The sequence below is a fragment of the Novosphingobium sp. BL-S-19 genome (assembly GCF_055521675.1).
In genome coordinates, this window is the sequence record NZ_CM145498.1 from 198,040 (window position 1) to 223,390 (window position 25,351).

The following is a 25,351-nucleotide window of genomic DNA, read 5'->3' on the forward strand; positions in this document are numbered from 1 at the left end:
TCGGCCTTGTGTTCAGTGTCCGTTGACGGGACGGTCGGCCGCGAGGTCGAACGTCATGATCTCATCGGGCTTCAGGTGGCGCCCGGTCCAGTCCGGCTTGTCCAGCGACCAGCGGGCGTCGGCCTTGCCGGCCTCCCAGTGCTCGGTAACCGTCATCCGTGAAAATTCGTAGTCTTTCGACATGGTTTCATAGCCGCGCGGGCGGTTGATCAGGTGCATGATCGCGACTGCTCCGGCCGGTCGGCAGCCGAGCAGGTGGTGCAGATCGGGATCGTCGCGCAACTCATCCGGCAGCTTGCGATAGAGGCGCTGGGCGGCGGCGCGCATCTTCTGGAGCTGTTTGGACAGGTCCGTGTTCATGCGCGTGCGGCTGGAATAGCGGATGTCCTTCTCACGCTGGGCGATGTCCGCCATCGTCTTGGGCATGACCCCGCGCGAGGGGAACAGGTCCACCTGAAACACCGTCATCTCGCACGGGCTGCGGTTGTCGAGCACGTATTGCAGCGGGGTGTTGGAAACGAGGCCGCCGTCCCAGTACCACTCGCCGTCGATCTCCACCGGCGGGAAACCGGGGGGCAGGGCGCCGCTGGCCATCACGTGTTCGGGGCCGATCTCGCGCTCGCTCTGGTTGTCGAAGTAGGCGAAGTTGCCGGTCATCATATTCACCGCGCCGACCGAGAAGCGGGTTTCGCCGTGGTTGATCCGGTCGAAATCGACCAGATCGAGCAAGGTCTGGCGCAGCGGCGTGGTGTCGTAGAAGCTCAGGCGGCCGATATCGTTCGGCCATTCGGGCAGCGGCGTCGGGATGCGCGGGGTGAAGAAGCCGGGAATGCCGAAAGCGGCGGCCCATGCGGACGAGGTTTCGTTGAAGGCGCGGCGGGCGAAGCCGTTGCCGACGTCCAGCTTGTAGAGCAGTTCGTGGCTCACGCCTTCCCAGAAGGCGCGCAATTGTTTGATCCGCTCTCCTGGCGCGTTGCCGGCGATGATCGCGGCATTGATCGCGCCGATGGAGATGCCCGCCACCCAGTCCGGCGCGTGGCCGGCCTCGCTCAAGGCTTCGAAGACCCCGGCCTGATAGGCCCCCAGCGCCCCGCCTCCCTGCAATACGAGAACCGACTGGTGATCACCCAAGTCGTCGCCCAAGTCTTTTGGAGAAGCGGTAGTCTTGCTGGCATTCATGGGCAGGGTCCTGCGCATGGGGATGTTGCGATGCAACAAGTGGGCCCATGCGCGGTTCCTTTCAAGCCGTAAGAATCTTTAAAAGGGTTCTTACGCCGCCACTTCGGTCAGGCTCCCCTCGCTCGCCGCTTCCAGTAGACGCCTTTCCAGCGCCTTGATGCGGCTCGTCGAGGTCAGCTTCTCGCCCAGCAGGTCGGTCACATAGAACGTATCCGCCGCGCGTTCGCCATAAGTGTCGATGTGCGCGGAATGGACCATCAGCTTGCTCTCGAACAGGGCGTGGGCCAGCCGGTTGAGCAGCGCCGGACGATCGCGGGCGTTGACTTCCACCACGGTCAGGCGGTTCGACGCCTTGTTGTCCACCAGCACGCGCGGGCGCACGTCGAAGGCATCGGCGCGCGGGCGGGCGTCGGGCTTGGCGACCAGCTGCGGCAGGATCTTGATGCGGTTGGCCAGCGCATTCTCGATCGAGGCGCTGAGCCGGGCGAGCTGCGTATCTTCGCTGAACGGGCGGCCGAGCGGATCCTGAATCAGGAAGTTGTCGACCGCGCGGCCGGTGCGCGTGGTGTGGATGCGCGCGTCGATGATGTTGCCGCCGGCAAGGTGAATACCCCCGGCGATGCGGTAGAACAGGCCGGGATGGTCGGATGCGATCACCGTCACCAGTGTCGCCCCGCGCGCCGGGTAATATTCGCTGAGGATCGACAGCGGCTCGTTGCGAGAGGCGCTGAACTGGGCGAGGTTGCGGGCGATCACGTCGTCCGGCTCGGCGATCCAGTAGGCATCGGCGAACTGGCTGCCCAGTTCCTCGATCAGCGCTTCGTTGGCGGGATCGCGGGCGATGACCATCGCCTTCTTCGCCGCCACGCGCTTCTCGCGCCCGAATTCCACATGGCCGAGGCGCAGGCGTTCTTCGGCGGCGCCGTAAAGCTCGCTGATCAGCTGGCGTTTCCACGAATTCCACGTGCCCGGCCCCACCGCGCGGATATCGACGATGGTGAGCAGCGTCAGCTGGCGCAGGCGATCGACCGATTGCACGACCGCCACGAAATCGCTGATGGTTTTCGCGTCCGAGAGGTCACGCTTGAACGCGGTGGCGGAGAGCAGCAGGTGGCGCAGCACCAGCCAGGAGACCAGTTCGGTCTCCTCCTCATCCAGCCCGAAGCGCGGGCAGAGCTTCAGGGCGATCTCCGCGCCCAGTTCGGAATGGTCCCCGCCGCGGCCCTTGGCGATGTCATGCAGCAGCACGGCGGCATAGAGCGCCCGGCGTGAGCGGACCTTGTGGATGATCTCGTGGCTGAGCGGATGGTCCTGCTTCAGCTCGCCCTTCTCGATGCGTGAGAGCAGGCCGATGGCGCGGATCGTGTGTTCGTCCACCGTGTAGTGGTGGTACATGTCGAACTGCATCTGCGCGTTCACGCGGCCGAATTCGGTGACGAAGCGGCCGAACACGCCGGCTTCGTTGAACGAGCGCAGCGCCGCTTCGGGATTGTTGCGGCTGGTGAGCAGTTCCATGAACAGCTCGTTCGCGCGCGGATCGCGGCGCACCTCCTCACGGATCAGCGCGGCATCGCGGGAGACGAGGCGCATGGTTTCCGGATGGATCTCCAGCCCCTCGCGGTCCGCCAGCACGAAAATCTCGATCAGGCGCACCGGATCGGCTTCGAACCAGGTGTCCGACGGGGCCATGATCCGCCCGCCGAACACCTTGTAGCCTTTCAGCACGCGCGGACGGGCACGGAAACCCGCCAGCAACCCGCGCGGCTGCTTCTTGGCGATCTGCTCGTCCAGCTGGGCCAGGAACACGCCGGTCAGGGTGCCGACCATCTTCGCCTGCAGGAAGAACATCTGCATGAACCGCTCGACCGCGCTTTTGCCGGGGCGGTCGGCATAGTTCATCCGCATCGCCACTTCGCGCTGTAGGTCGAAGGTCAGCCGGTCCTCGGCACGGCGGGTGATCGTGTGGAGGTGGCAGCGCACCGCCCAGAAGAAGTTCTCCGCCCGGCGGAAGGCGCGGTATTCCTTGTGGGTCAGCAGGCCCACGTCCACCAGTTCGCTGGGATCGCGCACTTTGTGGATGTACTTGCCGATCCAGTAGAGCGTGTGCAGGTCGCGCAGGCCGCCCTTGCCTTCCTTCACATTGGGTTCGACGACATAGCGGCTGTCGCCCATGCGCTTGTGGCGTTCCTCGCGCTCGGCCAGCTTTTCCACCACGAACTGCCGCTCGGTTCCGGCAACGACGTCCTTCCAGAAGCGGCTGCGCACTTCCTCGTAGAGATGCTGGTCGCCCCAGACATAGCGGCCTTCCAGCATGGCGGTGCGGATCGTCAGGTCGGACCGGCTCATGCGCACCATTTCGTCCGCAGAGCGGCTGGAATGGCCGATCTTCAGGCCCAGATCCCAGAGGAAATAGAGCATTGCCTCGATGATCTGCTCGCACCAGGCGGTCTGCTTGATAGGGGTGACGAAGGCCAGATCCACATCCGAATGCGGCGCCATCTCGCCCCGGCCATAGCCGCCGACGGCGATGATCGTCAGTCGCTCGCCGGTGGAGCGGTTCATCGCCGGATAGACGTGGGTGGAGACGTGATCGTGAATCACGCGCAGCAGCTGATCGACCAGATAGGCCTGCGCCTCGGCCACTTCGTGCCCGGCGGAAGGCTTTTCGACCAGGCGGCGGGCGATCTCCGCCCGTCCGTCCTCCAGCGCGCCGCGGAGCAGATCGACGATCTGCCTACGGCCCTTGGCCGTGTTTTCGCTGGCGCGGCCCTTGGCGGCGCTTTCGGCGGCGACAACGGCTTCTATGGCCTCGACCAGCGCGCGGCGGTCGATCACGGAACGGGGCGAAGGGATGCGGATCACGCTCATGTCAGGCGGTATCTAATCCTTCGCAGGCCGCAGGGAAAGGCGCGCGGATGCGCTGCCTGCGTTGATTTTGCCCGCAAGTTCCTAAAACGAGCCTACCATCGCCCCCAAGGCTATGCCAGAAGGCCGGCAATGCATCCCTCGCGCCGCCCCGGCGCGCAGGACCACATGGATACGAGGTCGAACCACTTGTCCCTCACAGCACTTGCCGCAAGCGCGGCCGCACAGGCGCATGAGCCGATCTACTGGGCCAATCTGGGCCTGAAGAACTATCTGTTCCGGATCGGCAGTTTCGAACTGCGCTGGTACTCGCTGGCCTATCTGGCCGGGATCGTGCTGGGTTACTGGCACCTGACCCGCATGATCAAGGCGCCCGGCGCCCCGCTGGCGCAGCGCCATGCGGACGATCTGTTCTTCTACTGCACCTTGGGCATCATCCTGGGCGGGCGCCTGGGCTACGCCACGTTCTACACCGGCGGCGATACCGGCATTCCCAGCCTCTGGACCGATCCCAAGGCGCTGCTGTCGCTCTGGCATGGCGGCATGAGCTTCCACGGCGGGCTGATCGGCGTGCTGTTGGCACTGGCCTGGGTATCGTGGCGGGGCAAGCTCGATTTCCTGCGGGTGGCGGACTACATCGCGGTCTGCGTGCCGTTCGGCATGATGTTCGGCCGCCTCGCCAACTTCGTGAACGGCGAACTGTGGGGCCGCGTGGTCGCCAATCCGAATCTGCCCTGGGCGATGGTCTTCCCCGATGCCGGCCCGCTGCCGCGCCACCCCAGCCAGCTTTACGAAGCCGGGCTGGAAGGGCTGGCGATGGCCGTGATCATGCTCACGCTGTTCTGGAAGACGCGCGCGCGTTTCCGCCCCGGCATGCTGGTCGGCGTGTTCACCACCGGCATTGCCGCCGCGCGCTTCACCGTGGAATTCTTCCGGGAACCCGATGCGCAGCTGCAGGATTTCGCCATGCGCACCGGCCTTTCGATGGGCCAGTGGCTGACGATCCCGCTCTTCGTGCTGGGCCTGATGTTGATCGCGCGTTCGCTGGTGCGCCCGGCGCTCGCCACCGGCCGCCCGCTTCCGGCGTGATTCACCGATGACCGAGGGCCGTTCCGAGCCGCTGACGGATATCTTCAGGCGGCTGATCCAGAACTACGGCCCGATTTCGCTGCTGCACTACATGGGCGAGTCCAACGCACGCTATTACGCGGGCAAGGACCCGCTCGGCAGCGCGGGCGACTTCATCACCGCGCCCGAAATCAGCCAGATGTTCGGTGAGATGATCGGCCTCTGGCTGGCCGACATGTGGAGCCGCGCGGGTAGCCCCACGGTCCACTACGTCGAACTCGGCCCCGGTCGCGGCACTTTGGCGCGCGATGCACTGCGCACGATGGCGCGCTTTGGTCTGACGCCGGATGTCCACTTCGTCGAGGGCTCCACCGCGCTGCGCGCCTTGCAGCGTGAGGCGGTGCCGCAAGTGCAGTTCCACGACGATCTCGGCACCTTGCCCACCGATGCGCCGTTGCTGGTGGTGGGCAACGAATTCCTCGATGCGTTGCCGGTACGCCAACTGGTCAGGGCCGAAGACGGCTGGCGCGAACGCATGGTGGACTGGGCGGAGGATCGCTTCCGCCCCGTCGCCGGCGACAAGCCGATGGATGCCGCCGTGCCGGACGAATGGCAGGACGCGGCCGAGGGCACGATTCTGGAAACCTGCCCCGGCGCGGCCGCTGCCGTGCAGGAACTGGGCTATCGGCTGGCCGCGCAGGGCGGCGCGGCACTGCTGATCGACTATGGCTTTGCCGACAAGCAGACCGGATCGACGCTGCAGGCGCTGCGCGAACACACCAAGGTCGATCCTTTCGCGATGCCGGGTGAGGCGGACCTGACCTGCCTCGTCGATTTCGCCACCGCCGCCGAAGTGGCACAGGCGAGCGGGGCCCGGTGGCTGGGCACGACCACGCAGGGTCATTTTCTGCGCGCGCTGGGCATTGCAGCGCGCGCCGCGCGACTTGCCGCTTCCGCACCGCAGCAAGGCGATGCTATCCAGTCCGCGCTGGACCGGCTGATTGCCGATGAACAGATGGGGACGCTGTTCAAGGTGATGGGGCTGGCCGGGCCGGAGTGGCCCGAAGGCGCGGGTTTTTAGCGCGGGTTTTAGCGCCGGATTCCAACACCGGGTTCTGACAAAGGGGCATAGGGGGCACCGTGCACGACAAGGTAAAAGGCGTAACCGCAAGGGATCTGAAGGGGCCGGACCGGCTCGAACGCGTGTTGGGGCTGCTCTCGCTGGCGATGCTGGCGGTGATCCTCATCGCCATCGCGCGCGGTATGGCCGAATGGGCGCGCATTCCCGGCATCGTGTGGTTCCATCTGGCAACGATGCTGACGGCGCTGGCGCTGACGCCGGTCTTGCTCTGGCGGCGGCGCGGCGACGGGCGGCACCGCGTGCTGGGCTATGTCTGGAGCGCGGCGATGATGGCCACCGCGATCGACAGCCTGTTCATTCGCGGCAAGAATGGCGAATTCAGCGTGATCCACGTGCTCTCCGCCTTCGTGATCGTGATGGTGCCGGTGCTGGTACTCTCGGCCCGCAGCCACCGCGTCGCCCGCCACCGCCGCACCGTGCGCGGCCTGATCATCGGTGCGCTGCTGGTGGCCGGGTTCTTCACATTCCCCTTCGGCCGCCTGCTCGGTCGCTGGCTGTTCGGAGTCTGAGAGCCGGGCGCGCGCAGGCAAATTCAGGCGCGGAATGGAGGGCGTTTATCGGATTCCGATCCGACCTGCCTCCCGGATGCGTTGCAGGCATGAAAGAAGAATTCACGCAGAGGCGCGGAGAGGTCGCTCCTGCGGCAAAGCCGCTCTCCCTGACCTTGCGGTTTCCGCGAGGTTGAAGGGAGAAAGTGACCTGCCGCGCTTTGCGCCTACGCGTTTCTGCGTGCGTTACGATCCTATCGTCATCCCAGCGACAGCTGGGATCGCCATCGGCCTCGCGCGATTGTGAGATCGATCCCAGCTTTCGCTGGGATGACGTCGGTTGAAAGCGTCCGCTCACACGACTTTACAGCGGATTGCGGCCGTTCCGGACACGCCGACATTGCCGACATCCGGATCGGGCGATAGGTCTCTTGTCCATGAGGTTACCATGGCAAAAAGCTGAAATGTCAGAAGCCCTGATTATTCGAGGCGCGACGATAATTGCTCAGCATTGGGGCCCTTCGGACGATCATAAAATTGAAGCCCTTCGTAGCGACGGCTTTTCTGAAGGGGAGGCCTTTCGGCTGGTTGAGTTGCTACCTTTGGCCTTCAGTCGCCCGATCTTGGAGGAGTTAGGTGTCCGCCATTTTTCTAATAGAATTACCGCGCTGAAGGCCGATGGTACAAGCGTTACAGCGGACTTGAACCGGCAACCGGAATATGTCGGTGGCCTGAAATTGGCACGCGCTCACCGCGCACGTGGTCGAATGGACCATGAGACATTCAAGCTCATCGCCGCCAGTAGCGCAGACATTGATGCGACGAGTAAAGCTCTCAACGCAGGTGTGGACATCAAGGGGGCAACGATAGCCTCATGCTTGCTCGGGGCGGAAATTGCCTTGCACCTCATTAGGTGAGGGGTCCGCTCCCCGACATCCCGGCCATCCGAGCCGCAGCGCAACGCGCCTGAAAGTGGAATGGCATATTTTCAAAGGTTTAACCGGAAAGCTGCTGTTCTTATCGAACTCTCTTGTCGTTTCCGAACGATAGTGATTTTTCTGAGAATACAATGATTTTCATAACCATCATTATGTCGATCGTGCTTGGGTGGAATGCTTATTGTGCTTTCGTGTACGGGAAAATTTTCGTAAAAACTAAGTTTGCTTACAAGGCGCAATGTCCTGCAATTTTTTGGTATACGTTTTCTATAAATTTAGTGGGGCTGGCTGTTTCAATCGCAATTAATGTACTTCAAGTTTTATACTATATTGGGGTTGTTTTTTGATTCTATGATAATTCAAAGCCATGCGAGCAATGGCCTTGAGATGACCTAAGTTGCGTCAAAATGCACTCTCGATCAAAAAGCGGAGGGCGGCCACCCCCGACATTTCTCCCATTCAGCACGCTCTGGAATTTCCCGGAAGCCGACAATCGTTCAGGCTGGAATTTGTCCGCGCGGCCTAATGTCCGCGTAATTGTCCGGCTGCCCAGGCGGCGGCATCGGCCACCGCCGGGTCGGGATCGTCCCGCAAGCCTTCAACCGTGCCCAGCAGCGCCGATGAACCGCTGTTCCCTGCCGCATAAAGGCAGTTGCGGACGAAACGGCCCCGCCCGATGCGTTTGATCGGGGATCCGGAGAACAGCTTGCGGAAGCCCGCATCGTCCAGCGTCAGCAGGTCGGCCAGCTCCGGCACGGTCAGCTCGGCGCGCGGGAGGAAGGCCTTGATGGTGTGGGCGGTCTCGGCGAACTTGTTCCACGGGCAGACGGCCAGGCAATCGTCGCAGCCATAGATGCGATTGCCCAGTGCGGTGCGGAATTCCTCCGGGATCGGCCCCTTGTGCTCGATGGTCAGGTAACTGACGCAGCGCCGCGCATCGAGGCGGTAGGGCGCCGGGAAAGCGGCAGTCGGGCAGGCATCCTGACAGGCGCGGCACGATCCGCAGCGGTCGCGGCCCGGCGCGGAGAGCGGCAGGTCCAGCGTCGTGTAGATCTCGCCCAGGAACAGCCACGATCCATGCTCGCGGCTGACCACATTGGTGTGCTTGCCCTGCCAGCCCAGGCCGGCGGCGGCGGCCAGCGGCTTTTCCATGACCGGGGCGGTATCGGTGAAGACTTTCACTCCGGCCTCGCCCAAGCCGCGCTTGCGCGCTTCCTCCACCAGCCAGCGAGCAAGGTGTTTCAGCGCTTTCTTGACCACGTCGTGATAGTCGGCGCCTTGCGAATAGACCGAGATGCGGCCCACTTCGGGCACATCGGCAAGCCGCAAAGGATCGGCGGCAGGGGCATAGCTCATGCCCAACGCGATCACCCGCTGCGCCTCTGGCCAAAGCCCTTGGGGCGACCGGCGATGGTGCGCGCGGTCGGCCATCCATTCCATCGAACCATGCATCCCTTCCGCCAGCCACGAATCGAGCCGCGCGGCGCGATCCGGATCCTCTTCGGCGGACGCGATTCCGAAGGCGCAGAAGCCCAAGGCGCGGGCTTGCGCTTCCAGATCCATGGTCAGATCACTTAGAGGGTTGTTAACCAAGCTTGCGGATGCTCCGGTTCACGTCATGACGGTAGGTGGGGCCAATGAACATCGCACTAGGAGATTGGCCCGTGGCCAGCAATGAGGGAGCCGATTCGGCGAAGGTCGATCCGCGCCCTCTTGCGATCGAGGCGCGCGGGCTGGTCAAGCGGTTCGACGGGTTCACCGCGGTGGACGGTGTGGACCTTCAGGTGCCGGTAGGTGCCGTTTACGGCATTCTAGGTCCCAATGGCGCCGGCAAGACCACGACGCTGCGGATGCTGCTGGGGATCATCGATCCGGATGAGGGAACCCGCCGGATTCTGGGCGCGGAGCGGCCGCACGATGTGGCCCACGCCATCGGCTACCTGCCCGAAGAACGCGGCCTCTACCCGGCGATGAAGGCCACCGAAGCCATCGCCTTTCTGGGTTCGCTGCGCGGTCTGCCGCTGAAGGAAGGGCGCAAGCGGGCGCACGAACTGCTCGAACGCCATGGCCTCGGCTATGCGGCGGACCGGCAGATTCGTCAGCTTTCCAAGGGCATGGCGCAGCAGGTGCAGATTCTGGGGACTCTGGTCCACCGTCCGCGACTGGTGATCTTCGATGAGCCGTTTTCCGGGCTCGACGCGCTGAATCAGGGCAAGCTGGAGCGCATGATGCGCGGCTTGGCGGAAGAGGGGACGACGGTGATCTTTTCCACCCACGTCATCGCCCACGCCGAACGCCTTTGCGACGATGTGGCGATCATCGCCGGCGGAAAAGTGCCGTTTGCGGGCCCCGTTGACGTGGCGCGAGACCGCATCCGCCCGCAAGTCCGGCTGGAAACCCGCGCCGCCGATGGCCCATGGCGCGCCGCGCTGCCCGCCGATTTGCGGCGGGAAGGGGCGTTCTGGAATTTCTCGCTGCCCGAAACCGGGGTGGAGCCGTTGCTGCGCGCGCTGATCGAGGGCGATGCGGGCATTCTCTCGCTCTCGATCGAGCGGGCGGGGCTGCACGATGCCTTCGTTGCGATTGCCGGCGAGGCGGCCGCCAAGGCGCTGGAAGAAAGCCCGGAACAGGAGCAGGGCCGATGAGCGAACATGTCCGAACCGGCCGACTTTCGGTGCTTGCCGCCGCCTGGGTGGTGGCCAGGCGCGATTTCACGGCGATCCTGTTCAGCCGCAGCTTCTTCTTCTTCCTGCTCGGCCCGCTGTTTCCGGTGATCGTCGGCGGACTCGCCGGCAGCGTCGGCGCGCGGGTTCAGGCGAGCGCGGAGCAGCCGGCGCTTGGCGTGGCGATGCAGGCGGCCGATATCGATGCGCTGACGACGGCGCGGGCGCGGCTGACTCCGGCTTTGGGGGACGCAGTGCCGAACCTGATCGTCCTGCAGAAGCTTGCGCCCGGCCAGACGTTCGATGCCCATGCGGCATTGGCGGCGAAGAAGGGCAATGTCGCCGCCGTCCTCACCGGCAGCGTGGCGGCGCCGGTCCTGACTGGTCCCGAAGGGCTGATCGGCAATTGGCGCGGCCCGGTTTCGCTGCTGGCGGTGCAGGCTCGTTCCAGCCATGTGATCGCCTATCCCGAGATTGCGCTGAAACCCGTGGCCAGCAGCTCTGCAGGCGAACGCCGCGGGCGCCTGACCACCGCGCAGAGCGCGCAGATGATGCTGTTCCTGCTGACGATGATGCTGGCGGGCATGGTCCTGTCCAACCTTGTCGAGGAAAAGGGCAACAAGATCATCGAAGTGCTGGCAGCCGCGATTCCGATGGATTCGGTGTTTCTGGGCAAGCTTTTCGCGATGCTGGGGGTCTCGCTGGTGGGCATCGGCACCTGGGCGACGGTGGGATCGGTGGTGTTCTTCTTCGGCGGATCGGCGCTGCCGCATCTGGCCGAGCCCGCCGTGGGCTGGCCGCTGCTGATCGCGCTGGGCGTCGTCTACTTCGCGATGGCCTATCTGCTGCTCGGCTCGGTATTCCTCTCCATCGGATCGATGGCGACCACCGTGCGCGAGGTGCAGACCCTGTCGATGCCGGTGACCATGCTGCAGCTGATGGTGTTCTTCTTCGCCAGCTTCGCGATGACCCAGCCCGGCAGCATGGTGGAGACTGCCGCGATGATCTTCCCGTTCAGTTCGCCCTTCGCGATGCTGGCGCGCGCGGCGCAGGATCCGGCGATCATGCCCCACCTGATGGCGATCGGCTGGCAGGCGGCATGGGTGCTGCTGCTGGTGCGCATCGGCGCGCGGCTGTTCCGTTCGCGGGTAATGAAGTCCGGCCCGGCCAAGGGGCCGAAGCGGCGTTCGGCAAAGCGCGCGTGGTCGCGGCGTGTAACCGTGGGTGAAGCCGCAGCGAATTGAAAGGCATGAGAAGGAGAGGACCTTCGATGCCGTTTCTATCGACACGCCGTGAAATCCTGGGCTGGCTGGGCGCCGGTGCCGCCATGCCGGTGCTGGCCGCCTGCGACAGCGGCACTGCCCAGGCGAAGACCTACCCGGTCAGCCACACCCCGGCGGAGTGGCGCAAGCTGCTGACGCCGGCGCAGTTCCATATCCTGCGCGAGGCCGGCACCGAACGCTCCTATTCCTCGCCGCTCAATGACGAGCATCGCAAGGGCACGTTCGTCTGCGCGGCGGACGGGAATCCGCTGTTTTCCTCCACTGCCAAGTTCGACAGCCACACCGGCTGGCCCAGTTTCACGAAGCCGCTGCCCGGCGCGGTGGAAACCTCTACCGACTATCTGATCGGCGTGTCGCGGACGGAAGTGCACTGCACGCGCTGCGGCGGGCATCTGGGCCATGTCTTCGACGACGGGCCGCCGCCCACCGGCAAGCGCTATTGCATGAACGGCGCGGCGATGACGTTCAAACCGGGCTGAAGCGTCCCGAAAAAGCCGTCTCCCGCACAGGCCCCTGTCAGGCGCCGGTCAATCGTCGGACGGAACCGAATCGCCGCCTTTCATGCGGGAAGTTCTTAGTGCCAATTGCTCAAGGCTCAGCAATTGGGCGAAGACCAGCCCATAGTCGGGATGCTGGCGCCAGCAGACGGTGGCGTCGAAGGCGGGCAGTTCGCTGGCGGAAAGCCGCAGCTTCTGGCCGATTGCCAGCATCTGCGCAGTCTCGATCCCCGCGCCCTGCCGCGAAAGATCGCGGATCGTGGCGGGATGCTCCTCGCCATTGACGGCGATCCGTGCGGGGTGGTCCACCCTCAGCCGCACCCCGCGCTTGGGGAAAGGGCCGGCCTCGGTAATGAACCGCATGAGGTCCACCGGGCCGGCGAAGCGGAATCCGGCCTCTCCTTCGCGTTCCCACACACGTTCGAGCGGGAAGCTTTCGCCGGTGGTGATTTCCAGCGCGAAGCCTTCGCCGGGGGGCAGTTCGTGGAACAGCTTCAGCCGGACGCCGGTTTCGGAAACGTCGCGCACGATGCACAGGAATTCGCGGCCCGTTCCGATCAGCTTGGCCTGCCGCAACAACAGCGCAAAGCGCGGTTGCACCCGCTGGTCGGCCAGTCGGTCGGTCCGGGCGGCGTCAAGCGGGTCCGGTGAAGCGGGCCCGGAATCATGCCCCGAATCAGGTGACGTTTCATGGGGAAGGCGATCGGGATTGGTCATATCCTGGGGGCACCCTGGTCGATTGCCGGGAATGGGGCCGGCGATCCTGCTCGATTCGGTCCGCAAAGAGGCTCTGCGTCAGGCAGCGGCCCTCATCCGGCGCAAGGCCGGGCGGAAGGGAAATCTCAGACGCGCTAAACGGGCACGCGATCAGGATAGCGATTCGCGGGTTACCGAAGTGTAAAGGGGATTCCCGAAGGGAGGCTGGTGCGGGCGGCGGGACTCGAACCCGCACGATCACAGATCAAGGGATTTTAAGTCCCCTGCGTCTACCATTCCGCCACGCCCGCACGACATGCCGGAAGCACGTCTCAAAAGCCGTGGGCGATCTGGCAGATCGCAGCGGGTCCGGCAACAGGCCATCGACACGGGGCCGTTGATTACCGTTGGCGTGATTACCCTTCGCAAGTGGCGGGGCAGGGGGCGGCAACGAGTTTGCCGGAAACAACAAGTCCGCCGGAAACCTGCGGCCTCCGGCGCGATGACTTGTGCTTGCGGTTTAGCGGCCTCGGCTCAATGCACGTTCAGGCGAACGCGCATCTCCTTGCCGGGCTTGAAATAGGGGACGCGCTTTTCAGGCACTTCCACGCTTTCGCCGGTGCGGGGATTGCGGCCCTTGCGGCTGTCGCGATGGCGCGTGGAGAAGGCACCGAAGCCGCGCAGTTCGACTCGGCCACCATCGGCAAGCCGCTGGGCGATCTCATCGAAGAACGTGTCCACGGCCCGTTCCACGTCTTCCGTGCGCAGTTCGGGATTTTCCTTGGACAGGGCTTGCAGCAGTTCGGATCTGATCATCTCGCACCTTTCCATAGAGGCAATCAGGACGTTCCCAGGCGAAAACATCCTCAGGCGAAAAAATCCTCAGCCCAAGCGCGAATCACAATATTTCGCGTGACTTGGATCCCTCTGGTGCAGAAAATGCCATTGCCGGGGCTTTCGCGCAATGCTCCTACCGGATGAGGGTGTTTTGCCCTTCCGGGAGGGGGTATGCAGGCCCGCAACTGCGGTTCCGCGTGCCTTTCGCCCATTTACAGCGCGAATTTGCCCGTTAACGTCGCCTCTTTTGGCGCCACGGGTCGGCGTGAACAAAGCACAAGAGGACGCATGAAGGATATCGGAACCTGGAACGAGGGGGACTGGGTCGGCGCCATCGGCGCGATCCTGCTGTTCGCCATATTGGCGATCGGCGGCGTCATCGCCTCGCGCAAGAGCCAGGAAGTGGTTGGCCACCCGCGCGGTCTTTTCGTGCTGTTCTACACGGAAATGTGGGAACGCTTCTCGTACTACGGGATGCGCGCCCTGCTCATCCTCTATCTCACCAAACATTGGCTGTTTGATGACGGCAAGGCGAACCTAATCTACGGCGCCTATACCAGCCTGGTCTACATCACCCCCGTGCTCGGCGGTTATCTGGCCGACCGCTACCTCGGCCAGCGCAAGGCTGTGCTGTTCGGCGGCGTTCTGCTGGCCTTCGGCCACGTGCTGATGGCGTTCGAGGGCACCGGCGGGCAGAGCGATCCCACGATCAACGTGTTCTGGCTGGCGCTCGCCTTCATCATCGTCGGCTCCGGCTTCCTGAAGGCGAACATCTCGGTGATCGTCGGCCAGCTCTACAAGCTCACCGATGAGCGCCGCGACGGTGCCTATTCGCTGTTCTACATGGGCATCAACACCGGCGCCGCGCTGGGCACGATCCTGGTCGGCTATCTGGGCGAGACGATCGGCTGGGGCTATGGCTTCGGCCTTGCCGGCATCGGCATGGTGCTGGGCCTGATCATCTTCATGGTCGGCAAGCCCGCGCTGAACGGCCGCGGCGAACCGCCGGCGCCGCTGGCAAAGAAGCGCGAATGGACGCTCTATGTGATCGGCACGGCCTCCGTCGCGGTGCTCTGGGCGCTGATCCAGTTCCAGGCCGTTGTCGGCACGCTGCTGCTGCTCTCGGCGGTGGCGCTACTCGGCTACCTGCTGATCGAAGCGTTCCGCATGCCCAAGGAACCGCGTGAGCGCATCTTCGCGATCATCTTCCTGCTGGCCTTCCAGCCGATCTTCTGGGGGCTGTTCGAACAGGCCGGCGGTTCGCTCTCGCTGTTCACCGATCGCTTCGTGGAGCGCGGCGGCGTACCGACGTCGCTGTTCCAGGCGGTCAACCCGATCTTCATCGTCACGTTCGCGCCGATCCTGGCGTGGCTGTGGCGTTCGCTCGGCCGCAAGCAGGTGGAGCCTTCGGCACCGGCCAAGTTCGGTTTCGGCCTCGTGCTCGTCGGCCTCGGCTTCGTGTCGCTGGTCTGGGGTGATGCGGTTGCAGGTCAGGGCGCCAAGGTCGGCGTGTTCTTCATCTTCCTGATCTACTGGTTCCACACGCTGGGTGAGCTTTGCCTCTCGCCGGTGGGCCTCAGCGCGATGAACCGCCTTGCCCCCCGCCATCTTGCCAGCTTCATCATGGGCGCGTGGTTCTTCGCCACCGCCGGCGGCAACTTCGTGGCCGGCATGATCGGCCAGGCGACCGGCGGCGAGCACGGGGCGATGACGCGTGAGGGCACCGTGGCGATCTATGGCACCATCGGCTGGTGGGTCGTGGGTATCGGTGTTGCCGTCATCCTCGTCGCCCGACTGGTGAAGCGCTGGATGCACGTGGACACGCTGAAGGACATCGAACTGGAGGGATCCTCCGAGTTCGGGCTGGAGGCGCAGGAGGCCGGCATCCACCCAACGCTCAAGCCGAACTGACACCTTCTCACCGGCCCGGAAACCAAGGTTTCCGGGCCGGTTTCACGAATACGCTTCAAAACAGGGGAATTCACATGACCAAAACGCCGGGATTGCGGCGCTGGACGTCGCTGCTCGTGCTGGGCACCGCGCTCGCGCTGAGCGCCAACAGCGCGGACGCCAAGAAGCAGGACAAGAAGCCGGCGCCCATCGTCGCCGATCCTTATCCCTCCACCTACAAGGCCTATCCGGGCACGCCCACCGCGCTGGTCGGCGCCACTGTCTATGACGGGCGCGGCGGCCGGATCGACAACGGCGTGGTGCTGTTCAAGGACGGCAAGCTTGTCGCCATCGGCGCCGCCGGCATGGCCATCCCCGATGGCTACACGCGGATTGACGGCACCGGCAAGTTCGTCACCCCCGGCGTGATCGACATCCACTCGCACCTTGGCGTCTATCCCTCCCCCTCGGTCGATGCGCTGGCGGACGGCAACGAGATGACCAGCCCGACCACGCCCGACGTCTGGGCCGAACACTCGGTTTGGCCGCAGGACCCCGGCTTCACCCGCGCGCTGGCCAATGGCGGCGTCACCACGCTGGAAATCCTGCCCGGCTCCGGCAACCTGATGGGCGGCCGTACCGTCACGCTGAAGAACGTGCCCAGCATCACCGTGCAGGGCATGAAGTTCCCCGGCGCGCCCTATTCGCTGAAGATGGCCTGCGGTGAGAATCCCAAGCGCGTCTACGGCAGCAAGGGGCAGAAGCCCTCCACCCGCATGGGTAATTTCTCCGTGGACCGTCAGGCCTGGATCGATGCGCGCCAGTACATGGACGGCGATCATTCCGAACGCGATCTGGGCAAGGATACGCTGGAAGGCGTGTTGAAGGGCGAGATCCTCGTCCAGAACCACTGCTACCGCGCGGACGAGATGGCGCAGGTGATCGATATGTCCAAGGAGATGGGCTACAAGGTCACGGCCTTCCATCATGCGGTCGAAGCTTACAAGATCGCCGATGTCTTGCGTGAAAACGACATCTGCGCGGCGGTCTGGGCGGACTGGTACGGCTTCAAGATGGAAGCCTACGACGCGATCCCCGAGAACGCGGCGCTGCTGGCCAATGCGGGCACCTGCGTGGTGATCCACTCGGATGACGAGAACGGCATCCAGCGCCTGAATCAGGAAGCTGCCAAGGCGCAGGCCGACGGCCGCCGCATCGGCATCGACATTCCCGACGCCAAGGTGGTCGGCTGGTTCACCTACAACGCCGCCAAGGCCATGGGTATCGGCGAGAAGACCGGCAGCCTCGAAACCGGCAAGATGGCCGACGTGGTGCTGTGGAACGGCAACCCGCTCTCGGTCTATTCGCGGCCAGAGAAGGTGTGGATCGACGGCGCGCTGATGTTCGACGCGATGGACCCCAAGCGCCGCCCGGTGAGCGATTTCGAACTTGGGCAGGCCGGTGAAGGAGACGTGAAATGAGCCGCCGCGCCATCATTGCCGCGGCACTCGCGGCTGCTGCTTTCTCTCCTGCTGCCTTCGCGCAGGACTTCGCCATCACCAACGCCACCGTCGCCACCGGTGACGGTTCCGCGCCGATCGAGCACGGCACTGTCGTCGTGCGCGGCGGCAGGGTCGTCGCGGCCGGGGCCGGCGTGGCCGTGCCCGCCGGCGTCCAGACCATCGACGGCACCGGCAAATGGGTGACGCCGGGCCTGTTCGCGGCGGTGACCGACCTGGGCCTGCTCGATGTCGAAGGCGTGGCCAACAGCAACGATACCGAAGCCGAGGATTCGCCGTTCAACGCCGCGCTGGACGTTAGCCCGGCCGTCAATCCGAACAGCGAGCATATCGCCATCAGCCGCGAAGGCGGCGTCACCCGCGCCAGCGTCTCGCCCTACAACGGGCATTCGATTTTTGCCGGGCAGGGCGCGGTGATCGACCTTGGTGCCGATCCCAATGCGGTGACCAAGGCGCGCGCCTTCCAGTTCGTCGAACTGGGCGAAGCAGGCGCGAAGCTCGCAGGTGGCAGCCGCGTGGCGGCTCACGTGGCCTTGCGCAATGCCCTGCGTGAGGCGCGCGACGTGGCCGCTTCGCCTAACGCCGCGCGCAGCCCCGATGCGCTGCTGACTCGTGCGGATGCCGTGGCGCTGGCGCAAGTGATCGACGGTCGCCAGCCGCTCTACGTCGGCGTCGAGCGCGCTTCCGACATTCGCAGTGTGCTGGCGCTCAAGACCGAGTTCCCCAAGCTCGATCTCGTGTTGGTCGGCGCGACCGAGGGCTGGCTGGTCGCGGCCGATATCGCCGCCGCCAAGGTGCCGGTGATCACGATGCCGCTGCGCGACCTGCCTTCCGCGTTCGAGGCGCTGGCGGCCACGCAGTCCAATGTCGGGCGCATGAAGAAGGCGGGCGTGAAGGTCGCCATCGGCATGTTCAACACCTCCAACCAGCCGCGCTATGCCCCGCAGGAAGCGGGCAACCTCGTCGCTCTCGGCAAGCTGCCCGGCGCAGCGGGGCTGACTTGGGGAGAGGCTTTCGCGGCGATCACCTCGGTCCCCGCCGAGATCAGCGGCATGGGCGGAAAAGCCGGCGTGCTGGCTCCCGGCGCGGTGGGCGACGTGGTGATCTGGGACGGCGATCCGCTGGAACTGTCCTCGGCCCCGACCGAGGTGTTCATCGATGGCGTCAAGCAGCCGCTCGACAACCATCAGAGCCGCCTGAAGCAGCGCTACAAGAGCCTTGATCGGACTTATCTGCCCAAGGCCTTCGACTGGTAAAATCGTACGGGCAGGGCGCCCTTCAGCGGCATCCTGCCCGTATCGGCACGCAAGCCTTACCAAAACCATTTCGTCATCCCCGCGAAGGCGGGGATCCCGCTTTTTCTTGCGCGCTTGGCAAAGGGAAGCGGGACCCCCGCCTTCGCGGGGGCGACGGAGTTTGGTTGGCGACGTTGACCATTGTGGGGCGGCGCCAACCCAACCCGAACATTTTCTCCCATTTCGCCTTCCCTCTCCCCGCTCACCCGGCCATGAAGCTCCGCATGAGCACATGGCAATTCTGGGTCGATCGTGGTGGCACCTTTACCGACGTCGTGGCGCGCGCGCCCGATGGGCGGTTCGAGCGGCTGAAGCTGCTCTCCGAAGACCCCGGCCGCTATGACGACGCTGCTGTTGAGGCGATGCGGCGGCTGACCGGCACGGCGACGGGAGACCTTCCCGAAGCCGAACTGCGCTTGGGCACCACCGTCGCCACCAACGCCCTGCTCGAAGGCAAGGGTGAGCCGGTGTTGCTGGCAATCACGCGCGGTTTCGGCGATGCGCTTAAGATCGGCACGCAGGAGCGGCCCGACATTTTCGCGCGCCATATCGTCCTGCCGCAGCCGCTCCATTCCGCCGTGCTGGAAATAGACGAGCGCGTCGGGGCCGATGGCATCGTCCACCATCCTCTCGATCTGGGCGCCGCGCGTGCGGGCCTGCAACGCCACTTCGACGCGGGTCTGCGCACCGTGGCCATAGTGCTGATGCACGGCTATCGCCACAAGGCGCACGAGGCGGCACTGGCCGATCTCGCGCGGGAGATCGGCTTCACACAGGTCTCCGTGAGTCACGAAGTCGCCCCGCTCATCAAGCTGATCGCACGCGGCGATACCACCGTGGTGGACGCGAACCTCTCGCCGGTGCTGGCCCGTTACGTCGCGGGGCTGGAGGCGGGGCTGGGGCCCAAGGTTTCCGCGCTCTACATGCAGTCGAGCGGTGGGCTGACCACGGGGGACGCCTTTGCGGGCAAGGACGCGATCCTGTCCGGTCCGGCCGGCGGCATCGTCGGCATGGCGGCCATCGCCAAAGAGGCCGGGTTCGACCACGTGCTGGGCTTCGACATGGGCGGCACTTCCACCGACGTGTCGCACTATGCCGGCGCCTATGAGCGCGACAGCGAGACGCGCGTGGCGGGCGCCCGCGTGCGCGTGCCGATGATGCGGATCGAGACGGTGGCGGCGGGTGGCGGATCGATCTGCCGCTTCGACGGCGCGCGTTTCCTCGTTGGGCCGGAAAGCGCTGGCGCGGTGCCCGGCCCGGCCTGCTACCGGCGCGGCGGCCCACTGGCGGTGACCGACTGCAATCTGCTGCTCGGCAAGCTGCGGCCCGAACATTTCCCGCACGTCTTCGGCCCCGAAGGCAACGAACCGCTCGACCTTGCCGCGGCCGAGGCGCGGATGGACGAAGTCCTGGCCGAAGTCCGCGCCGCGACCGGCCGGGAACTGACGCGCGAGCAGGCGGCGGAAGGTTTTCTGGAAATCGCCGTCGCCAACATGGCCAATGCGATCAAGACCGTCTCGCTGCGGCGCGGCCACGACATGACCCGCGCGGCGCTGGTGACGTTTGGCGGTGCGGGCGGTCAGCACGCCTGCAAGGTGGCCGATGCACTGGGCGTGACGAGCGTGCTGTGCCACCCGCTGGCCTCGGTGCTCTCGGCCTATGGCATGGGCCTTGCGGACCGGCGGATGCTGCGCCAGCGCACTTTGGCGCTGTCGCTGGAGGGTGACGCCATGACGTCACTCGACGCCGCCGTTGCCGCTCTGGGCGATGAGGCGCGGGCGGCGCTGGCCGCGCAGGGCATCGCCCCGGAGGAGATCGCGATCGAGGCGGCGCTGGCCGTGCGTCCCAAGGGCAGCGACAATGCCATCGAAGTGCCGGTCGGCCCGCTTGATGCCATGCGGGAGGCATTCCACGCCGGCTGGCACCAGCGTTTCGGCTTCGGCGCGGGCGAGCAGTTGATCGGCGAAACGCTGCGGGTGGAGGCGGTCCATGCCGGCCATTCCGGGGGCGGCGCGACGCTGGTTCTTCCCGCCGAATCCTCGCCCGCGGCGGAACAGGTCGATCTCTGGACGCAGGGGGCACACCACCGCGTGCCGCTCTATCTGCGCGAGGGGCTGGCCGAGGGCTTTACGGCCGATGGCCCACTGCTGGTGGTGGATGACGTCTCCACCACCGTCGTCGAACCCGGCTGGCGCGTGCGCGTCGATCATGTCGGCAACCTGATTCTCACCCGCGATGCACCGCAGCAGGTGCAGGCCGATCTTTCGACCGAATGCGATCCGGTGCGCCTCGAAATCATGGGCGCGCTGTTCATGGCGATTGCCGAGGAAATGGGGGCCGCGCTCCAGCACTCGGCCAGTTCGGTGAACATCCGCGAGCGGCTGGATTTCTCCTGCGCGCTGTTCGACCGCGAGGGCAATCTCGTCGCCAATGCGCCGCATATGCCGGTGCATCTGGGCTCGATGGGGCAGAGCGTGCGCACGATCCTTCAGCGGCGCGGGGATGCGAAGGACGGCCGGGGCATCCAGCCCGGCGACGCCTATGTCCTCAACGCGCCTTACGATGGCGGCACCCATCTGCCCGACATTACCGTGGTCATGCCCGTCTTTATCGAGGGCGAGACGGTTCCGGCTTGGTTCGTCGCCGCGCGCGGGCACCATGCTGATATCGGCGGGATCAGCCCCGGCTCGATGCCGCCGGGCTCGCGCTCGCTGGATGAGGAGGGCATGCTGATCGACAACGTGCTGCTGGTCGATCGCGGCACGCTTCAGGAGGCGCCGCTGCGCGATCTGCTGGCGTCCGGCCCGCACCCCTCACGCGCCATCGAGCAGAACCTTGCCGACTTGCGCGCGCAGCTTGCCGCCTGCCAGCGCGGTGCTTCCGAACTGCGGCGCGTCGCGCGCGAACAGGGGCGTGAGGTGGTGGACGCCTACATGGCCCACGCACAGGCCCATGCCGAACAGGCCGTCCGCGCGCTGATCGACCGGCTGCAGGAGGGCAGTTTCCGCGTGCCGATGGACAACGGTGCCGAGATCGCCGTCTCGGTCACTATCGACCGCTTGGCGCGCGGGGCGACCATCGACTTCGCCGGCACCAGCGCCCAGCTTCCCGACAATTTCAACGCCCCGCTGCCGGTTGTGCGCGCGGCGGTGCTCTACGTCGTGCGCACGCTGATCGACGATGCGGTGCCGATGAACGAGGGGTGCCTTCGGCCGATCACCTTGCGCGTGCCGGAAGGCTCGATGCTTTATCCCAAGGCCGCTGCCGCCGTCGTCGCGGGCAATGTCGAGACGAGTCAGGCGATCACCGACGCGCTGTTCGGCGCATTGGGGGCCATGGCTGCCTCGCAGGGGACGATGAACAACTTCACTTTCGGCAATGCCCGCTATCAGTATTACGAGACGATCTCGGGCGGTTCGGGCGCGGGGCCGGATTTTGACGGCACGCCGGTGGTGCAGACGCACATGACCAACAGCCGCCTTACCGATCCCGAAGTGCTGGAAACCAATTATCCGGTGCTGCTGGAGGAGTTCTCGATCCGGCGCGGATCGGGCGGCGCGGGCGAACACAAGGGCGGCGACGGCGCCACCCGACGCGTGCGGTTTCTGGAGCCGATGCAGGCGGGCATCCTCTCGCAGCGGCGCAAGACTTCGCCTTTCGGCCTTTCGGGCGGTGCGGATGGCGAGCCGGGGCGGAACCGGATCGATCGAGCCGATGGCTCGGTTGAGGAACTGGGGGCCACGGCCACGGCGCAGTTGGCGGCAGGCGACGTGTTTGTGATCGAGACGCCGGGGGGCGGAGGATTCGGGCGGAGGTTGTAAATCCGGGCCTCCCCCTAACCCTACCTCGTCATCCCCGCGAAGGCGGGGATCCCGCTTGTTCTTTCAGGCCGAGCACAAGGAAAGCGGGGCCCCCGCATTCGCGGGGGCGACGGAATTCGTTCGGAAAAGTAGTGTGTCAGTTCAGGCCTTCACATCCGCCCATTCCGGATGTCGCTTGAACGCCGCGGCGACGTAGCTGCACGAAGGGCCGATCCTGAAGTGGTTTTCCCGCGCATCGGCGACCATCGCTTCCACCAGCCGCGCGGCCACGCCGCGTCCGCCGATCACGGGCGGCACTAGAGTATGCTCGGCATAGCGAACACCGCCGCGTTCCGACCATACAAGGCGCCCGGTGGCATCGCTGTCGGCGACGTGGGCGATGTATTCGTCGGAATTTCCGTTTTCATGCGCAGTGATAGTCACGCCGACCATATGTGGAGGCTCCCGAAAAGGTATGCTTGACGGCCAGTGCGTCCGCTTTAGGGCATATGGCCATGAAGTTCCTTTCCGACAACGCCGCACGGGTCCACCCGAGGGTCTGGGATGCCATGAAGGCTGCCGACGAGCCTGATTCGCCTTACGATGGCGACGGTCTCAGCAAGGCGCTGGACGCGCGCTTTTCCGCGCTGTTCGGGCGTGACTCCGCGGCGCTCTGGGTGGCGACCGGGACGGCGGCGAACTGTCTGGCGCTTTCGGCCATGGTCGAGCCGCACGGCGCGGTGATCTGCCACCGTGAGGCGCATATCGAGATGGACGAGGGTGGCGCGCCCGGTTTCTACCTGCACGGCGCCAAGCTGCTGCTGGCCGATGGCGAGAGCGCGAAGATCACGCCCGATGCGATTGCCGGCGTGATCGACCCGATCCGTGACGGCGTGCATCAGGTGCAGCCGCATGCCGTCTCGATCACGCAGGCCAGCGAATATGGCTGCGTCTATCGGCCCGAGGAACTGACGGCGCTCTCCGCCTTCGTGAAGGGCAAGGGTCTTGGCCTGCATATGGACGGCGCGCGCTTCGGCAATGCCGTGGCGTTCCTCGGCGGTAGCGCGGCGGATGCGGCGCTGGGCGTCGATGCACTGAGCTTTGGCATGGTCAAGAACGGGGCGATGAGCGCCGAGGCCATTGTCTTCTTCGATCCGGGGATGGCCGACAAGGTCCGCTTCCGCCGCAAGCGCGCCGGGCATCTGCAATCGAAGGGCCGCTATCTGGCCGCGCAGATTCTGGCGATGCTGGAAGGCGACCTCTGGCTGAGGAATGCGCGCGCGGCCAATGCCGCCGCCGCTGAAATCGCGGGCTCGGCAGGGACGCGCTTGCTGCACCCGGTCGAGGCGAACGAGATTTTCCTCACTTCCACCGCTGCCGAACGTGCGGCGCTGCGGGCGCAGGGCTTCGAGTTCTATGACTGGGGCGACGATGCCGCGCGCCTCGTTACCGCATGGGATGCCCGCGAAGAGCACGTTTCCGCGCTCGCCCGCGCGATCGCCGCGCTGTGAGCGAGGGAGCCGATAGCGCGCCGAGCTTCCTCAAGCCGGCGGTGGCGCTGCCGTTTCTGCTGGTGGCGCTGATTTGGGGATCGACCTGGTTCGTCATCACCGGGCAGATTAGTGTGGTGCCGGCCAGCTGGTCGGTGGCGTGGCGCTTTGCGCTGGCGACGCCGGCGATGTTCCTGGTGGCGATTGCCATGCGCAAGAGCCTGAAACTGGGCAAAGCCGGGCAATTGCTGGCTTTCGCGGTCGGCCTCACGCAGTTCTGCGGCAATTACAACTTCGTCTATCGGGCGGAGATGCATCTGACGTCGGGCATCGTCGCGGTCATGATCGGGCTGCTGCTGGTGCCCAATGCGATTTTGGCGCGGGTGCTGCTGAAGCAGCCGATCACCTTGCGATTCGCCATCGGCAGCCTGATCGCCATCGGCGGCCTTGCGCTGCTGTTACTGCACGAGGCGCATGAGGCGCCGCTGGGCGGCAAGGTGGTGCTGGGCACCGTCTTCGCGCTGATCGCGATGATGTGCGCCTCGGTCTCGAACGTGATTCAGGCCAACGACACCGGCAAGGCGCTGCCGATGGTGAGCCTGCTATCCTGGGCGATGCTCTACGGCACGATCTGCGACGTGATTCTGGCGCTGGTCTTCGCCGGCGCGCCGGTAATCCCGCATGAGGCGAGCTACTGGATGGGCACGGCCTACCTCGCCATTCTCGGCTCCGTGGTGACGTTCCCGCTCTACTACACGCTGATCCGCCAGTTGGGCGCGGGCAAGGCGGCCTATAACGGCGTGGCGGTGATCGTGATCGCCATGTTCATCTCGACGCTGTTCGAAGGCTACCGCTGGTCGCCGCTGGCGATTGCCGGGGCAGGGCTGGCCACGGTAGGCCTGGTGGTGGCGCTGATGTCGCGCAGCCCTTCGCGGTAAGTCGCGAAGCGCGGTTTCCAGCCAAGTACCTGCCGCGCCTTGCCGTTGGTGACGCGGCGGTTCTCTGCATAGAACGCCCGCGCCATCGGGGAGAGCGCCGCTTCCTCCAGCCTCTGCAGCGGGGGCAGCGGCGCGCCGGTGAGGCGGCAGGCTTCCTCCACCACCAAGTTCTGCGCGCAGGGCAGGTCGTCGGCAAGGTTATAGGCGCCGGCCGGAGCCTCTAGGCCGGCGATCACGCCCGAGGCGATGTCCGCCACATGCACGCGGCTGAACACCTGTCCCGGCAGGTCGATGCGATGCGCGCGGCCTTCGCGCACGCGGTCGAGCATCGAGCGGCCGGGGCCGTAGATGCCGGGCAGCCGATAGACCCGCGCCCCCAGCGAGAGCCATTCGCGGTCCGCCTCTGCCCGTGCGGTGCGGCGGCCGGTGCCGATGGGGGCGCTCTCGTCCACCCATGCACCGCCGGCATCGCCATAGACGCCGGTGGAGGAAAGGTAGGACAGCGCCTTGCCCTTCAGCGCGTTTCCATAGCGGTCCAGCACCGGATCGAGCGCTTCGCCGCGCCCTTCGTTGCCCGGTGGCACTGAAGACAGCACATGATCGGCATCGGCCAGCGCGAGGCGCACATTGCCCTCATCCTCGAACGAAAGCGTGCCGTCGCGGCCGGTGGAGATCACTTCCCAGCCCATGCGGGACAGCCGCTCGGCCACCACAGAGGCGGTATAGCCAAGGCCGAAGATGAACAGGCGGGGCGCCATCGCTT

At 65.5% G+C, this 25,351-nt stretch carries 20 protein-coding genes and 1 tRNA gene; 13 read left to right on the forward strand and 8 right to left on the reverse strand.

What is annotated here, in order from left to right; translation table 11 throughout:
* Window positions 1–12 precede the first annotated feature (12 nt).
* Both ACZ1JV_RS09400 and ACZ1JV_RS09405 read right to left on the reverse strand, forming a co-directional pair.
* Window positions 13–1,179: a patatin-like phospholipase family protein gene (locus ACZ1JV_RS09400; protein ID WP_465151357.1), complete on the reverse strand. Its 1,167-nt coding sequence runs from the start codon at window positions 1,177–1,179 to the stop codon at window positions 13–15.
* A gap of 90 nt (window positions 1,180–1,269) precedes the next feature.
* Window positions 1,270–4,047, reverse strand: coding sequence for a [protein-PII] uridylyltransferase (locus ACZ1JV_RS09405; protein WP_465151358.1), 2,778 nt, complete (start codon window positions 4,045–4,047; stop codon window positions 1,270–1,272).
* Window positions 4,048–4,233: 186 nt separating this feature from the next.
* On the opposite strand from ACZ1JV_RS09405, the gene lgt reads away from it, so the two are divergent.
* From lgt to ACZ1JV_RS09425, 4 genes are all read left to right on the forward strand, one after another.
* The gene (lgt, locus tag ACZ1JV_RS09410; RefSeq protein WP_465151359.1) at window positions 4,234–5,133 is read left to right on the forward strand and encodes a prolipoprotein diacylglyceryl transferase; all 900 of its coding nucleotides are present in this window, start codon (window positions 4,234–4,236) and stop codon (window positions 5,131–5,133) included.
* A gap of 7 nt (window positions 5,134–5,140) precedes the next feature.
* Window positions 5,141–6,193, forward strand: coding sequence for a class I SAM-dependent methyltransferase (locus ACZ1JV_RS09415; RefSeq protein ID WP_465151360.1), 1,053 nt, complete (start codon window positions 5,141–5,143; stop codon window positions 6,191–6,193).
* 59 nt (window positions 6,194–6,252) lie between these two features.
* On the forward strand, window positions 6,253–6,762 hold the full coding sequence (locus ACZ1JV_RS09420; RefSeq protein WP_465151361.1) for a DUF2306 domain-containing protein: 510 nt from the start codon (window positions 6,253–6,255) through the stop codon (window positions 6,760–6,762).
* 443 nt (window positions 6,763–7,205) lie between these two features.
* Window positions 7,206–7,658 (forward strand): hypothetical protein, encoded by a 453-nt coding sequence (locus ACZ1JV_RS09425; RefSeq protein ID WP_465151362.1) that lies wholly within the window; start codon window positions 7,206–7,208, stop codon window positions 7,656–7,658.
* Between the two features lie 543 nt (window positions 7,659–8,201).
* Here ACZ1JV_RS09425 and queG read toward each other — a convergent pair.
* Complete coding sequence (gene queG, locus ACZ1JV_RS09430) at window positions 8,202–9,242, reverse strand: tRNA epoxyqueuosine(34) reductase QueG (RefSeq protein ID WP_465151363.1); 1,041 nt, start codon at window positions 9,240–9,242, stop codon at window positions 8,202–8,204.
* A gap of 74 nt (window positions 9,243–9,316) precedes the next feature.
* On the opposite strand from queG, the gene ACZ1JV_RS09435 reads away from it, so the two are divergent.
* Genes ACZ1JV_RS09435 through msrB form a run of 3 tightly spaced genes read left to right on the forward strand, consistent with a single transcriptional unit; the run spans window position 9,317 to window position 12,104 of the window.
* The gene (locus tag ACZ1JV_RS09435; protein WP_465151364.1) at window positions 9,317–10,324 is read left to right on the forward strand and encodes an ABC transporter ATP-binding protein; all 1,008 of its coding nucleotides are present in this window, start codon (window positions 9,317–9,319) and stop codon (window positions 10,322–10,324) included.
* Window positions 10,321–11,586, forward strand: a complete 1,266-nt coding sequence (locus ACZ1JV_RS09440) for an ABC transporter permease (RefSeq protein WP_465151365.1) — start codon at window positions 10,321–10,323, stop codon at window positions 11,584–11,586. Before ACZ1JV_RS09435 ends, ACZ1JV_RS09440 begins: the two co-directional genes overlap by 4 nt.
* A gap of 26 nt (window positions 11,587–11,612) precedes the next feature.
* The gene (msrB, locus tag ACZ1JV_RS09445; RefSeq protein ID WP_465151366.1) at window positions 11,613–12,104 is read left to right on the forward strand and encodes a peptide-methionine (R)-S-oxide reductase MsrB; all 492 of its coding nucleotides are present in this window, start codon (window positions 11,613–11,615) and stop codon (window positions 12,102–12,104) included.
* Window positions 12,105–12,152: 48 nt separating this feature from the next.
* Here msrB and ACZ1JV_RS09450 read toward each other — a convergent pair whose 3' ends face one another.
* The 3 genes from ACZ1JV_RS09450 to ACZ1JV_RS09460 all read right to left on the reverse strand — a co-directional run bounded on the left by ACZ1JV_RS09450 (window position 12,153) and on the right by ACZ1JV_RS09460 (window position 13,634).
* The gene (locus ACZ1JV_RS09450; RefSeq protein WP_465151367.1) at window positions 12,153–12,839 is read right to left on the reverse strand and encodes a PilZ domain-containing protein; all 687 of its coding nucleotides are present in this window, start codon (window positions 12,837–12,839) and stop codon (window positions 12,153–12,155) included.
* 205 nt (window positions 12,840–13,044) lie between these two features.
* Window positions 13,045–13,129: transfer RNA gene (locus ACZ1JV_RS09455), tRNA-Leu, on the reverse strand.
* 223 nt (window positions 13,130–13,352) lie between these two features.
* On the reverse strand, window positions 13,353–13,634 hold the full coding sequence (locus tag ACZ1JV_RS09460; RefSeq protein ID WP_395329446.1) for an integration host factor subunit beta: 282 nt from the start codon (window positions 13,632–13,634) through the stop codon (window positions 13,353–13,355).
* A 309-nt stretch (window positions 13,635–13,943) separates the two neighbouring features.
* On the opposite strand from ACZ1JV_RS09460, the gene ACZ1JV_RS09465 reads away from it, so the two are divergent.
* The 4 genes from ACZ1JV_RS09465 (at window position 13,944) to ACZ1JV_RS09480 (ending at window position 22,181) form a co-directional block, all read left to right on the forward strand.
* Window positions 13,944–15,566, forward strand: coding sequence for a peptide MFS transporter (locus ACZ1JV_RS09465; protein WP_465136654.1), 1,623 nt, complete (start codon window positions 13,944–13,946; stop codon window positions 15,564–15,566).
* A 74-nt stretch (window positions 15,567–15,640) separates the two neighbouring features.
* Window positions 15,641–17,026 (forward strand): amidohydrolase, encoded by a 1,386-nt coding sequence (locus ACZ1JV_RS09470; protein ID WP_465151368.1) that lies wholly within the window; start codon window positions 15,641–15,643, stop codon window positions 17,024–17,026.
* A complete protein-coding gene (locus ACZ1JV_RS09475; protein WP_465151369.1) occupies window positions 17,023–18,321 on the forward strand; it encodes an amidohydrolase family protein in 1,299 nt (432 codons plus the stop codon). Before ACZ1JV_RS09470 ends, ACZ1JV_RS09475 begins: the two co-directional genes overlap by 4 nt.
* 263 nt (window positions 18,322–18,584) lie before the next feature.
* A complete protein-coding gene (locus ACZ1JV_RS09480; protein ID WP_465151370.1) occupies window positions 18,585–22,181 on the forward strand; it encodes a hydantoinase B/oxoprolinase family protein in 3,597 nt (1,198 codons plus the stop codon).
* 141 nt (window positions 22,182–22,322) lie between these two features.
* Here the strand turns inward: ACZ1JV_RS09480 and ACZ1JV_RS09485 are convergent, their stop codons facing one another.
* A complete protein-coding gene (locus ACZ1JV_RS09485; protein WP_465151371.1) occupies window positions 22,323–22,613 on the reverse strand; it encodes a GNAT family N-acetyltransferase in 291 nt (96 codons plus the stop codon).
* A 62-nt stretch (window positions 22,614–22,675) separates the two neighbouring features.
* On the opposite strand from ACZ1JV_RS09485, the gene ACZ1JV_RS09490 reads away from it, so the two are divergent.
* Both ACZ1JV_RS09490 and ACZ1JV_RS09495 read left to right on the forward strand, forming a co-directional pair.
* Window positions 22,676–23,671: a threonine aldolase family protein gene (locus ACZ1JV_RS09490; protein WP_465151372.1), complete on the forward strand. Its 996-nt coding sequence runs from the start codon at window positions 22,676–22,678 to the stop codon at window positions 23,669–23,671.
* Window positions 23,668–24,588, forward strand: coding sequence for a DMT family transporter (locus tag ACZ1JV_RS09495; RefSeq protein ID WP_465151373.1), 921 nt, complete (start codon window positions 23,668–23,670; stop codon window positions 24,586–24,588). Before ACZ1JV_RS09490 ends, ACZ1JV_RS09495 begins: the two co-directional genes overlap by 4 nt.
* On the opposite strand, the gene ACZ1JV_RS09500 is transcribed toward ACZ1JV_RS09495, so the two are convergent.
* Window positions 24,498–25,346 carry a Rossmann-fold NAD(P)-binding domain-containing protein gene (locus ACZ1JV_RS09500; protein WP_465151374.1) on the reverse strand — a complete coding sequence of 283 codons (849 nt, stop codon included), beginning with the start codon at window positions 25,344–25,346 and terminating at the stop codon, window positions 24,498–24,500. The genes ACZ1JV_RS09495 and ACZ1JV_RS09500 overlap by 91 nt on opposite strands.
* Window positions 25,347–25,351 lie beyond the last annotated feature (5 nt).

Bases quoted from the DNA above. Each gene is read 5' to 3' on its own strand.
- ACZ1JV_RS09400 (WP_465151357.1), bottom strand. From the start codon at position 1,179: ATGAATGCCAGCAAGACTACCGCTTCTCCAAAAGACTTGGGCGACGAC.
- ACZ1JV_RS09405 (WP_465151358.1), bottom strand. From the start codon at position 4,047: ATGAGCGTGATCCGCATCCCTTCGCCCCGTTCCGTGATCGACCGCCGC.
- ACZ1JV_RS09415 (WP_465151360.1), top strand. From the start codon at position 5,141: ATGACCGAGGGCCGTTCCGAGCCGCTGACGGATATCTTCAGGCGGCTG.
- ACZ1JV_RS09425 (WP_465151362.1), top strand. From the start codon at position 7,206: ATGTCAGAAGCCCTGATTATTCGAGGCGCGACGATAATTGCTCAGCAT.
- queG (WP_465151363.1), bottom strand. From the start codon at position 9,242: ATGGATCTGGAAGCGCAAGCCCGCGCCTTGGGCTTCTGCGCCTTCGGA.
- ACZ1JV_RS09435 (WP_465151364.1), top strand. From the start codon at position 9,317: ATGAACATCGCACTAGGAGATTGGCCCGTGGCCAGCAATGAGGGAGCC.
- ACZ1JV_RS09440 (WP_465151365.1), top strand. From the start codon at position 10,321: ATGAGCGAACATGTCCGAACCGGCCGACTTTCGGTGCTTGCCGCCGCC.
- msrB (WP_465151366.1), top strand. From the start codon at position 11,613: ATGCCGTTTCTATCGACACGCCGTGAAATCCTGGGCTGGCTGGGCGCC.
- ACZ1JV_RS09450 (WP_465151367.1), bottom strand. From the start codon at position 12,839: ATGACCAATCCCGATCGCCTTCCCCATGAAACGTCACCTGATTCGGGG.
- ACZ1JV_RS09460 (WP_395329446.1), bottom strand. From the start codon at position 13,634: ATGATCAGATCCGAACTGCTGCAAGCCCTGTCCAAGGAAAATCCCGAA.
- ACZ1JV_RS09465 (WP_465136654.1), top strand. From the start codon at position 13,944: ATGAAGGATATCGGAACCTGGAACGAGGGGGACTGGGTCGGCGCCATC.
- ACZ1JV_RS09470 (WP_465151368.1), top strand. From the start codon at position 15,641: ATGACCAAAACGCCGGGATTGCGGCGCTGGACGTCGCTGCTCGTGCTG.
- ACZ1JV_RS09475 (WP_465151369.1), top strand. From the start codon at position 17,023: ATGAGCCGCCGCGCCATCATTGCCGCGGCACTCGCGGCTGCTGCTTTC.
- ACZ1JV_RS09480 (WP_465151370.1), top strand. From the start codon at position 18,585: ATGAGCACATGGCAATTCTGGGTCGATCGTGGTGGCACCTTTACCGAC.
- ACZ1JV_RS09485 (WP_465151371.1), bottom strand. From the start codon at position 22,613: ATGGTCGGCGTGACTATCACTGCGCATGAAAACGGAAATTCCGACGAA.
- ACZ1JV_RS09490 (WP_465151372.1), top strand. From the start codon at position 22,676: ATGAAGTTCCTTTCCGACAACGCCGCACGGGTCCACCCGAGGGTCTGG.
- ACZ1JV_RS09500 (WP_465151374.1), bottom strand. From the start codon at position 25,346: ATGGCGCCCCGCCTGTTCATCTTCGGCCTTGGCTATACCGCCTCTGTG.